This window comes from Streptomyces sp. CB02009 (assembly GCF_001905825.1).
Lineage (GTDB): Bacteria > Actinomycetota > Actinomycetes > Streptomycetales > Streptomycetaceae > Streptomyces.
The window spans coordinates 485,299-495,637 of record NZ_LIVV01000004.1 but is presented as its reverse complement, the minus strand read 5'-3'; the positions used below and the strand labels follow the sequence as shown (position 1 = coordinate 495,637).

The following is a 10,339-nucleotide window of genomic DNA, read 5'->3' as shown; positions in this document are numbered from 1 at the left end:
CTTGCCCCAGAACTTCGTCGCCCTGAGGTACTTCTCGTTCTCCGTGCGGACCCATGCGGTCTGGAGACCTGCGGTGAGGGCGGCGAGGGAGATCGTCAGGGGGACGAAGAGGAAGTGGTAGACGGTGGTGATGCCGAACTGCCAGCGCGCCAGGGTCTCTGGCGCAAGAGCGAGGTCCACGTCGTTATCTCCTTACATCGCCGTGGTCACATCGGCAGTTTGCCCGGATAATCCCACCAAACAAGGGATGAACCAGGACACGCTTGTGAACGCGTTCACATTCACAAGCATTATTGCTCATACGAAATCCGTACCTTCAGTCGGGGGTCCCTCTACCGAAGGTCACCTCTTCCCAGGACCTTCAACATATTGTTGAATCCGGGGCATGACCCTTCGGATACGCATCGTCTGGCCGGCCGGACACACCACGGCCACCCTTGAGGAAACCCCCACGAGCGCGGCGCTCGCGGGGGCTCTCCCGATCTCCTCCACCGCCCGGACCTGGGGCGAGGAGGTCTACTTCGACACTCCGGTCGCCGCCTCCGTCGAAGCCGGGGCACGGCAGGTCGTCGACCCGGGCACGGTGGCCTTCTGGACGGAGGGCGACGCGCTCGCGCTCCCCTACGGCCCCACCCCGATCTCACGGGGCGAGGAGTGCCGGCTCGCGAGCCCCTGCAACGTCCTGGGCGTGCTCGACGACGACCCCCGGATCCTGGCCACCGTCCGGGACGGCGACCCGATCCGGGTGGAACGCGTCAACGGCTGACCGCCGTCAGGGCAGGCCAGAGACGTCAGGGCTCAGCGCCACCGGCCGGTTCGCCGTCACCGGCCGGTCCGGAGCGTCACCGGCCGGTCCTGAGCCACGGGCCGGTCCTGAGCATCACCGGCCGGGCGGGCCGGCCGGCGCGGGCTCAGCTCTCCCGGCGGAAGCCCTCCGCCGCCTTCAGGAACAGGTCGTTCGCCTCGGACTCGCCGATCGTGACGCGCACGCCCTCGCCGGCGAACGGCCGCACCATCACCCCGTGCCGCTCGCACTCCGCCGCGAAGTCCAGGGTCCGCTCGCCGAGCCGCAGCCAGACGAAGTTCGCCTGGGTGTCCGCCACGGTCCAGCCCTGCGCCACGAGACCCGCGTGGACCCGCTCGCGCTCGGCCACCAAGGAGCCGACCCGCCCGAGGAGTTCGTCCTCGGCCCGCAGCGAGGCCACCGCCGCGTCCTGCGCGAGCTGGCTCACGCCGAACGGCACGGCCGTCTTGCGCAGCGCCGCCGCCACCGGCTCGTGGGCGACCGCGAAGCCGACCCGCAGCCCCGCCAGGCCGTACGCCTTGGAGAAGGTCCGCAGCACGGCGACGTTCGGCCGGTCGCGGTAGAGCTCGATGCCGTCCGGGATGTCGGTGTCGCGGACGAACTCGCGGTACGCCTCGTCGATCACGACCAGGACGTCGGAGGGCACCCGGTCGAGGAAGCGCTCCAGCTCGGCCCGCCGCACCGCGGTGCCCGTGGGGTTGTTGGGGTTGCAGACGAAGATCAGCCGGGTCCTGTCGGTGATCGCCGCGGCCATCGCGTCGAGGTCGTGCACCTCGCCCTCGGTCAGCGGCACCTGCACCGAGGTCGCCCCGCTGATCTGCGTGATGATCGGGTACGCCTCGAAGGAGCGCCAGGCGTAGATGACCTCGTCGCCGGGGCCGGAGGTGGCCTGGAGGAGCGACTGGGCGACGCCGACCGAGCCGGTGCCGGTGGCAAGGTGCGAGACGGGCACGCCGAAGCGGTCGGCCAGCTCCTCCGTCAGACCCGTGCAGGCCATGTCCGGGTAGCGGTTGAAGTTCGCGGCGGCGGCCAGCGTGGTCTCCATGACCCCCGGCAGCGGCGGATACGGGTTCTCGTTGGAGGACAGCTTGAAGGCCACGGGCCCACCCGAGGCCGCCGGCCTGCCCGGCTTGTAGGTGGGGACGCCGTCCAGCTCGGCGCGCAGCTTCGGGCCCGTGCTCGTCCCGCTGGTCCCGCTGGTCTCGCTCACTCTGTGGCCTCCTCGACCGTCCGTACCGCCAATACTCCTCACCTTAAGAGGATTCCCCTCCGCTGCGAATGGGCTGTGGACAACAGGAGGGACACGCTGTGGACACGACCTCGGGGAACGGCGCACGAAGCGACGTCCGAACGCCCCTGAAGCACCCCCGGCGCGATCTCCGCCCGCGCCACCCGCGCGGACCCGCCGGCCGCCCCGGCACGCCACCCGCCACGCCACCCTGAACGGGCCCCCGCAGCGGCGCGGGGAGCCGCCCCACGGGCCGCCCCACGAGCCGCCCCACGGCCCGGCCCCGCCTCGGGCCCAGGGCGGGGGAGCGCGCGCATGGGTGGCGCGCGCCGGTGGCGGGCGCCGTGGCGCGCATCCCCCGTAGAGGTGAGTTGAGACCTCTTCGAGACCTCGCCCCCACGCCAGGCCTACACCGTTCGGCAACCACTGGTCCCATGGTGAATGCTGTAACTACCTTGGATTCCTTGCCCATTGACACCTTCCAGCCATGCAGAAACGTGCCTGTCAACGTCTGCATATGCGACCGGCCCAACCGCCCCTCATCGCCCTACTATCGGCTCGCCATGACAGCAGCAGGGAAGCACCAGGTGAGCCGGGCACAGACCCGGGGAAGCCGGCAGGGCCGAGCGGGCATCCGGGACGTGGCCGCCGCCGCCGGGGTCTCCATCACGACTGTCTCCGACGCGCTCAACGGCAAGGGCCGACTCCCCGACGCCACCCGCCGTCACGTGCGCGAGGTCGCCGACCGGCTGGGCTACCGCCCGTCCGCGGCGGCCCGCACGCTCCGCACGGGGAAGTCGGGACTCATCGGCCTGACCGTGACCACGTACGGGGATGAACCTTTCACCTTCACCGAATTCGCGTACTTCGCGGAGATGGCCAGAGCAGCCACATCGGCGGCGCTCGCGCGGGGCTACGCCCTGGTCATCCTCCCCGCCACCTCCCGCCATGACGTCTGGTCGAACGTCGCCCTCGACGGCACCGTCGTCATCGACCCCTCCGACCACGACCCGGTCGTCACCGAACTGGTCCGGCAGGGCCTGCCCGTCGTCTCCGACGGACGCCCCGCCGGCACCCTTCCGGTCACCGCCTGGGTCGACAACGACCACGAAGCCGCCGTTCTCGATCTGCTCGACCATCTCGCCGACGCCGGCGCCCGCCGCATCGGTCTCCTCACCGGAACCACCACCGACACCTACACCCGCCTGTCCACCACCGCGTACCTCAACTGGTGCGAGCGGGTGGGCCAGGATCCCGTCTACGAGGCCTATCCGGCGCACGACCCGTGCGCGGGCGCCGTCGCGGCCGACCGGCTGCTCGCCCGACCGGACCGGCCCGACGCCGTGTACGGCCTCTTCGACCCCAACGGAACCGACCTCCTCGCGGCCGCGCGCCGCTACGGGCTGCGCGTCCCGGACGACCTGCTGCTGGTCTGCTGCAGCGAGTCGACCGTCTACGCCACCACCGAACCGCCCATCACGACGCTCTCGCTCAAGCCGCGCCGGATCGGCACGGCCGTCGTCCAGCTCCTCATCGACGCCATCGAAGGGATCGACACCGACGGCCCGGTCGAGCGGGTCATACCGACCGAACTCATCGTCCGCACCTCCTCGCAGCGCCGTTCACCGCGCACCACCGTCAGCCCGCCGCGCTCACCCGCGAAGGACTGACACCCCGCCAACCGGCGCCACCGAATCCGCCGTCCCCGCCCCTGCCCGTGGGCCGGGACGGCGAAACCGGCCACCCAACCGGCCTCAACCCGGGGCTCGACCTTCTCAATTCGGGCGAAACAACCGGTGAACCCGGAGTGGACCCGGATTCACCACCCCTGGTGCGTCACACAGGAGGACCCTCATTCCTATGATGGGCGCACGACACCGCGGACCACCCCGACCAGGCCGGTCCGCGCTGTGCAGGGCATCGCGACGGTGGTGGAGGGGTCCATGACTCAGGGGGCCGGGCAGGAGCCCGTGGTGCGCACGGCGACATTGCGCGACTTCCGCGTACCGCCGTACGCCCGCGTGCCCGTACAGGGCCATGCCGGCGATCAGACGAGCACGGAGCCCCGGCCGGTGCGTCCACCGGCCGAACCCGCTCCCCCGGAGCACGCACCCGGGGCGGCACCCGCCGCGCCCGTCGCGCCCCCGGCCACCGCGGGCACAGCCGCGCCCGCGGCCTCCGCGCCCGCGTCGGCACCCGCCGTCCCCCCGGCCGCACCCGCCGCCGCGGCGCACGTACCCGCCGCCCCGGCGCACGCGCCCGCGCCCCCGGCCGGTCCGCCCGCGCCGGCACCCACGCCGACACCCGCGCCCGCGCCCGCGCCCGCGCCCGCGCCCGCCGAGCCGACCCTGCACCTGGGACGCCTCACCACTCCCGCGTACGCCCCTGCCTCGGCCCAGGCGCCCGCCGCGGCTCCGGTCCCCGCCCCGGCCGGCTCCTCCATCGTCTCCGTCGCCACCGGCCACCCCGGGAACGCCTTCCCCGAAGGCGGGATGCCCGAGGGCTACACCCCGACCGAGCGGGACCTCCCGGTCATCAACCGCGGGGACACCGTCCAGGTCCCGGTCACGGCCGAGCCCGCCCCCGCCGCCGAACCCGCCCCGGCGAGCGGCGAAGGCCCGGGCCCGCTCTTCGTCGTCGGCGACGTCCACGGCTACCTCGACGAACTGATCGAGGCCCTCCGCGCCCAGCGGCTCATCGACGAGAACGGCAGCTGGGCCGCGGGCAACGCCCGCCTCTGGTTCCTCGGCGACTTCACCGACCGCGGTCCCGACGGCATCGGCGTCATCGACCTCGTCATGCGCCTCTCCGCCGAGGCCGCCGCCGCCGGCGGCTACTGCAAGGCGCTCATGGGCAACCACGAGCTGCTGCTCATCGGCGCCAAGCGCTTCGGCGACACCCCGGTGAACTCCGGCGCGGGCACCGCCACCTTCCAGGCCGCCTGGCTGCTCAACGGCGGCCAGAAGCACGACATGGACCGGCTCCAGGACGTCCATCTGCAGTGGATGTCCCGGCTCGACGCCGTGGTGCAGGAGGACGACCACCTGCTCCTGCACTCCGACACCACCGCGTACCTCGACTACGGCCAGACCATCGAGGACGTCAACGACACGGTCCACGAGATCCTCAACCGGAACGACGCCGACGAGGTCTGGGACGTCTTCCGCAAGTTCACCAAGCGCTTCGCGTTCCGCGACGAGGGCGGTCCGCAGGCCGTCCAGGAGCTGCTCTCCACCTACGGCGGCTCCCGCATCGTGCACGGCCACAGTCCCATCCCGTACCTCCTCGGCCAGGTCGGCACGGAGGACGGCGAGGGAGATTCGGGCCCGCTCGTCGACGGACCGCACGTGTACGCGGACGGTCTGGCGATCGCGATGGACGGCGGAGTGACCATGGCCGGAAAGCTACTGGTCGTCCAACTCCCCCTGAACGGCTGACGCATAACCCTCCGCATCCGGGGAAGTCGAATTCCGGAAACACCCTGTCAGCGTGTGGCACCGCCGCAATACCATCGGGTCCATCCGTAGCAGGCTCTCCTCCGTTTCCGCCCGACCGACCGTTTCCCACGGCTGATCCGGGCCTACGGAGCATCGGGGGATGCACATGAACGTGGCTCCGCACCTGCTGACCGAGGACCGTGCCGAGTACGAGCGGATCCTCGACGACGCACTGAGCACCGCCCACGCACGTCCGGACCTCGCCGGAGCGGGAACCCGGCTCTCGCTCGCCCAACTGCGCTCCCTGACCCTGAACGCGACCACCCTGGTCACCAGCGCCGCGGCGAGCGAGTACGACCACTTCGTGAAGGTCCGCGAGCAGCACCGCGCGGCCCTCGGGACCAGGACACCGGCGTCCCAGGACCGCCCGGGCCCCGGCCCCGGCCCCGGCGTCGTCGCGATCCTCACCGTCATGGTGCCCGTCCTCGCGGGCGCGGCCGCCGTCATCTTCCTGCTGGTCGGCGCGGTCCTGCATGCCGTCGCCCCCACGGTGGCGTTCGGGGCGACCCTGCTCACGGCCGGCCTGGTCTTCGGCTCGGTGGCGGCCGCCGGACTGCTCGGCGCGGCCGCCGGGCTCCTCGTGACCGCCCTGCGCAACAGCCCGGCCGAGGTGAGCAGGGGCGGCCCGCCCGCGCCCGCACCGGACGACGAGCTGTCCCGCGCCCGGGAGGCCTGGCGCCGCGCCCTCCTCGAACGGGGCATCATGCCCTTCCTCCGCGACGTCCTCGCCGCCACCGCCCCACCGGGCACCTGACACCCCACCGGCCCGCGACTCCCCCCGGGGTCGCGGGCCGGCGTGGTCTCCGGGCGGGGTCAGTCCGCCAGCGGCAGGTAGACGCGGTTGCCGGTCGCCGCGAACTCGGCCGACTTCGCAGCCATGCCCGCCTCGATCTCGTCCGCCTTCAGGTCGCCGCCGTGTTCACGCCGGATGTCCTGCGAGATCTTCATCGAGCAGAACTTCGGACCGCACATCGAGCAGAAGTGCGCGGTCTTCGCGGGCTCCGCCGGCAGCGTCTCGTCGTGGAACTCGCGCGCGGTGTCCGGGTCGAGCGCCAGGTTGAACTGGTCCTCCCAGCGGAACTCGAACCGCGCGTCCGAGAGCGCGTCGTCCCACTCCTGCGCGCCCGGGTGCCCCTTGGCGAGGTCCGCCGCGTGGGCCGCGATCTTGTACGTGATGACACCGGTCTTCACGTCGTCGCGGTTCGGCAGGCCCAGGTGCTCCTTGGGCGTGACGTAGCAGAGCATCGCCGTGCCCCACCAGGCGATCATCGCGGCGCCGATGCCCGAGGTGATGTGGTCGTACGCCGGAGCGACGTCCGTGGTGAGCGGGCCGAGCGTGTAGAACGGCGCCTCCTCGCAGATCTCCTGCTGAAGGTCGATGTTCTCCTTGATCTTGTGCATCGGGACGTGGCCCGGGCCCTCGATCATGGTCTGCACGTTGTGGCGCTTGGCGATGGTGTTGAGCTCGCCGAGCGTGCGCAGCTCCGCGAACTGCGCCGCGTCGTTGGCGTCCGCGATCGAGCCGGGGCGCAGCCCGTCGCCGAGCGAGTACGTGACGTCGTACGTCGCGAGGATCTCGCAGAGCTCCTCGAAGTGCGTGTAGAGGAAGTTCTCCTTGTGGTGCGCGAGACACCAGGCGGCCATGATCGAGCCGCCGCGCGAGACGATGCCGGTCTTGCGGCGCGCGGTGAGGGGCACGTACGGCAGGAGTACGCCGGCGTGCACCGTCATGTAGTCCACGCCCTGCTCGGCCTGCTCGATGACCGTGTCCTTGTAGATCTCCCAGGTCAGGTCCTCGGCGCGGCCGTCGACCTTCTCCAGCGCCTGGTAGAGCGGCACGGTGCCGATGGGCACGGGGGAGTTGCGCAGGACCCACTCGCGGGTGGTGTGGATGTTGCGGCCGGTGGACAGGTCCATGACCGTGTCGGCGCCCCACTTGGTCGCCCAGGTCATCTTCTCCACCTCCTCCTCGATGGAGGAGGTGACGGCGGAGTTGCCGATGTTGGCGTTGACCTTCACCAGGAACCGCTTGCCGATGATCATCGGCTCGATCTCCGGGTGGTTCACGTTCGCCGGCAGCACCGCGCGGCCCGCGGCGATCTCCTCCCGTACGACCTCGGGAGAGACGTTCTCCCGGATCGCCACGTACTCCATCTCCGGGGTGATCTCCCCCCGGCGGGCGTACGCGAGCTGGGTCACGGCCTGGCCGTCGCGGCCGCGGCGCGGCAGGCGCGGCCGGCCGGGGAAGACCGCGTCGAGGTTCTTCAGCCCCCCGCCGCGCGGCGAGGTGTGCTTGATGCCGTCGTCCTCGGGGCGGGCCGGGCGGCCCGCGTACTCCTCGGTGTCGCCGCGCGCGATGATCCAGTTCTCGCGCAGCGGCGGAAGGCCCCGCCGTACGTCGGTGTCGACGGTGGGGTCGGTGTACGGGCCGGACGTGTCGTACAGCGTGACGTCCTTGCCGTTGGTGAGGTGCACCTGACGGACCGGCACCCTGAGGTCGGGGCGCGAGCCCTGGACGTACCCCTTGTGCCAGCCCGGCGTGCGGGCGCCGTCTGCAGAGGTGTCGTTCTGCTCGGAGGCAGGCGTGCGTGCATCCTGAATGGTCATGAGACCGATCTCCCTACGCCGGCATTACCCGGTAACAGGTTCGGCGGTCGGCGCAGCCTCCTCCCGTACGTACATCAGTACGCGCGTACGGTGATCAGCGCCCTCTCAGCCCGGTGCTCCGAGCTCCCGCGTGTGCAAAGGTGCCACCACGCTAGCGTCATGTCTGGCGTGCTGAACAGTGGGCCCCCGCCGTTCTTGCGATGATCGGTCGGTGACTTCCCCCCGACAGACTCCCGAGCCGCACGGCCACGACCAGGATCACAGCCCTCACGGACACGGTTCCGCGCACGGATCCCACGGATCCCATGGGCACAGCCACAGCCACAGCCACGGACCCGCCACCCCTGCCTCCCGGCATCTGCGCAGGGTCATCGCCGCGATCCTGATCCCCTTCGCCACGGCGGTCGCGGTCGGGCTGGTGGTCCTGTGGCCCGGTGGCACCCCGCCGCACGAGCGCACCGGTGTCGGCTTCGACCGGCAGACCGAGCAGGGCAAGGTGGTCGCCGTCCAGCACGTGGACTGCGCGTCCGTGAACGCCGGGCAGGTCCCGCCGACCGGTGACACCTCCACTCCGGCGGGGCGCGAGGCGGTCAACGCGCAGCAGGGGGAGTGCGCGAAGGCCACGATCGAGGTCACCAGCGGTCCGGAGAAGGGGCGTACGTTCACCGAGATCGTGCAGCCGGACGCGCCGCGCCAACTGCACGAGGATCAGGGCGTGGTGGTGGCGTACGCCCCCGACGCCCCGCGCGATCTGCAGTACTCGGTCACCGATGTGAACCGGAAGCTCCCGCTGGCCGTGCTCGCCGCGATCTTCGCCGTCGCGGTCGTGGCCGTCGGCCGGATGAAGGGCGTGATGGCCCTCGTCGCGCTCGTCGTGAGCTTCCTGATCCTGACGTTCTTCATCCTGCCGGCGATCCTGCAGGGGTCGAACCCCCTGGTCGTGGCGGTGGTCGGATCGAGCGCGATCATGCTGATCGCGCTCTACATGTGCCATGGGCTCTCGGCGCGTACCTCGGTCGCGGTGCTCGGGACGCTGATCTCGCTGCTGCTGACCGGTCTGCTCGGTTCGGTGTTCATCGGCTGGGCCTCGCTGAGCGGCAACACCGACGACAACACCGGCCTGATCCACGGCCTGTACCCGGAGATCGACATGTCCGGCCTGCTCCTGGCCGGGGTGATCATCGGTTCGCTCGGTGTGCTCGACGACGTGACGGTCACCCAGACGTCGGCGGTCTGGGAGCTGAACCAGGCCGACCCGGGCATGGGGCCACGCGCGCTGTACCGGGCCGGCATCCGGATCGGCCGCGACCACATCGCCTCGGTCGTGAACACGCTGATGCTCGCCTACGCGGGTGCCGCCCTCCCGCTGCTGCTGCTCTTCTCCATCGCGCAGAGCAGCATGGGGACGGTGGCCAACAGCGAGCTGGTCGCGGAGGAGATCGTCCGGACGCTCGTCGGATCGATCGGTCTGGTCGCCGCCGTGCCGCTCACCACCGTGCTCGCGGCCCTGGTGGTCTCCGCCGACCGCAAGGGCGCCGAGGGCCGGCCGGGCGCGGACGCCGGGAAGCCCGCGGCGGTACGAGGCGGACGGCGCCGCCGTGCGAAATGAGGTGCACCGGGTCGACGGGCGCCGAGCCGGTACGGGGGAACAGCCGGGGGCTCAGGCGGCCGGGCCCGCGCTCTCCTCGGCCAGGATGCGGCCCAGCGCGGCCTCCAGGTTGTCCTCGAAGTCGCCGAGCGTCCGCTCCTGACCCAGAGGTACCAGTTTGTCGGTGCGGTCGAGGAAGGCGACCAACGGCGGTGCGCTCGCCCGGAACAGGGCGCGATCGCCGCCGACCTGGAGCCGGATGGAGACGTCCGAGAGGCCTTCGGGCTCCGTCGGGGCGATGTGCACATCGCCGTCCCCGCTCGGCCGGTTGATCCCGTCGAGCAGCAGCTCCCTACCGAACGCCCAGGTCACAGGCGCGTCTCCGGGGAGGTGGAAGGTCATCCGCACCGCGTAGGGATCCCGGGTCTCGTACCGCAGTTCCACCGGGATCTTGAAGGAGAGCTCCTCGGAGACGAGGAAGCTCATCAGGACCTCGGCCTGAACCGACTCTCGCATCATGTACCCCGCAGTAGATGGAGCAGTTGTGTAAACACAGCTGCTGAAAGCTGTGACCGAAACGGCCAGGAATGATCCCCCACGGCCCTCTTGACGCA

At 71.2% G+C, this 10,339-nt stretch carries 9 protein-coding genes; 5 read left to right on the top strand and 4 right to left on the bottom strand.

Annotation, left to right across the window (positions count from 1 at the left end; all coding sequences use genetic code 11):
- Nucleotides 1–180 (bottom strand): cytochrome ubiquinol oxidase subunit I (locus AMK27_RS43730; RefSeq protein ID WP_241847534.1); only part of this gene is annotated, 180 nt, incomplete at its 3' end.
- Between the two features lie 205 nt (nucleotides 181–385).
- Between AMK27_RS43730 and AMK27_RS18585 the strand changes: the two genes are divergently transcribed.
- A complete protein-coding gene (locus AMK27_RS18585; RefSeq protein WP_073908835.1) occupies nucleotides 386–766 on the top strand; it encodes a cyclophilin-like fold protein in 381 nt (126 codons plus the stop codon).
- A gap of 145 nt (nucleotides 767–911) precedes the next feature.
- Here the strand turns inward: AMK27_RS18585 and hisC are convergent, their stop codons facing one another.
- Entirely contained in the window at nucleotides 912–2,015 is a 1,104-nt protein-coding gene (gene hisC, locus AMK27_RS18580; protein ID WP_073908832.1) for a histidinol-phosphate transaminase, read from the bottom strand.
- 581 nt (nucleotides 2,016–2,596) lie between these two features.
- On the opposite strand from hisC, the gene AMK27_RS18575 reads away from it, so the two are divergent.
- From AMK27_RS18575 to AMK27_RS18565, 3 genes are all read left to right on the top strand, one after another.
- Nucleotides 2,597–3,703 (top strand): LacI family DNA-binding transcriptional regulator, encoded by a 1,107-nt coding sequence (locus AMK27_RS18575; RefSeq protein WP_030317999.1) that lies wholly within the window; start codon nucleotides 2,597–2,599, stop codon nucleotides 3,701–3,703.
- Between the two features lie 273 nt (nucleotides 3,704–3,976).
- Nucleotides 3,977–5,470 carry a metallophosphoesterase gene (locus AMK27_RS18570; protein WP_073908829.1) on the top strand — a complete coding sequence of 498 codons (1,494 nt, stop codon included), beginning with the start codon at nucleotides 3,977–3,979 and terminating at the stop codon, nucleotides 5,468–5,470.
- Nucleotides 5,471–5,630: 160 nt separating this feature from the next.
- On the top strand, nucleotides 5,631–6,284 hold the full coding sequence (locus tag AMK27_RS18565) for a hypothetical protein (protein WP_073908826.1): 654 nt from the start codon (nucleotides 5,631–5,633) through the stop codon (nucleotides 6,282–6,284).
- Between the two features lie 59 nt (nucleotides 6,285–6,343).
- On the opposite strand, the gene thiC is transcribed toward AMK27_RS18565, so the two are convergent.
- The gene (gene thiC, locus AMK27_RS18560) at nucleotides 6,344–8,137 is read right to left on the bottom strand and encodes a phosphomethylpyrimidine synthase ThiC (protein WP_073908823.1); all 1,794 of its coding nucleotides are present in this window, start codon (nucleotides 8,135–8,137) and stop codon (nucleotides 6,344–6,346) included.
- 211 nt (nucleotides 8,138–8,348) lie between these two features.
- Here thiC and AMK27_RS18555 point away from each other — a divergent pair, with 211 nt between their 5' ends.
- Entirely contained in the window at nucleotides 8,349–9,746 is a 1,398-nt protein-coding gene (locus AMK27_RS18555; protein ID WP_382502827.1) for a YibE/F family protein, read from the top strand.
- Nucleotides 9,747–9,797: 51 nt separating this feature from the next.
- Here the strand turns inward: AMK27_RS18555 and AMK27_RS18550 are convergent, their stop codons facing one another.
- Nucleotides 9,798–10,241, bottom strand: a complete 444-nt coding sequence (locus AMK27_RS18550) for an SsgA family sporulation/cell division regulator (protein ID WP_030317990.1) — start codon at nucleotides 10,239–10,241, stop codon at nucleotides 9,798–9,800.
- Nucleotides 10,242–10,339 lie beyond the last annotated feature (98 nt).

Bases quoted from the DNA above. Each gene is read 5' to 3' on its own strand.
- AMK27_RS18575 (WP_030317999.1), top strand. From the start codon at position 2,597: ATGACAGCAGCAGGGAAGCACCAGGTGAGCCGGGCACAGACCCGGGGA.
- thiC (WP_073908823.1), bottom strand. From the start codon at position 8,137: ATGACCATTCAGGATGCACGCACGCCTGCCTCCGAGCAGAACGACACC.
- AMK27_RS18550 (WP_030317990.1), bottom strand. From the start codon at position 10,241: ATGCGAGAGTCGGTTCAGGCCGAGGTCCTGATGAGCTTCCTCGTCTCC.
- AMK27_RS18565 (WP_073908826.1), top strand. From the start codon at position 5,631: ATGCACATGAACGTGGCTCCGCACCTGCTGACCGAGGACCGTGCCGAG.
- AMK27_RS18570 (WP_073908829.1), top strand. From the start codon at position 3,977: ATGACTCAGGGGGCCGGGCAGGAGCCCGTGGTGCGCACGGCGACATTG.
- AMK27_RS18585 (WP_073908835.1), top strand. From the start codon at position 386: ATGACCCTTCGGATACGCATCGTCTGGCCGGCCGGACACACCACGGCC.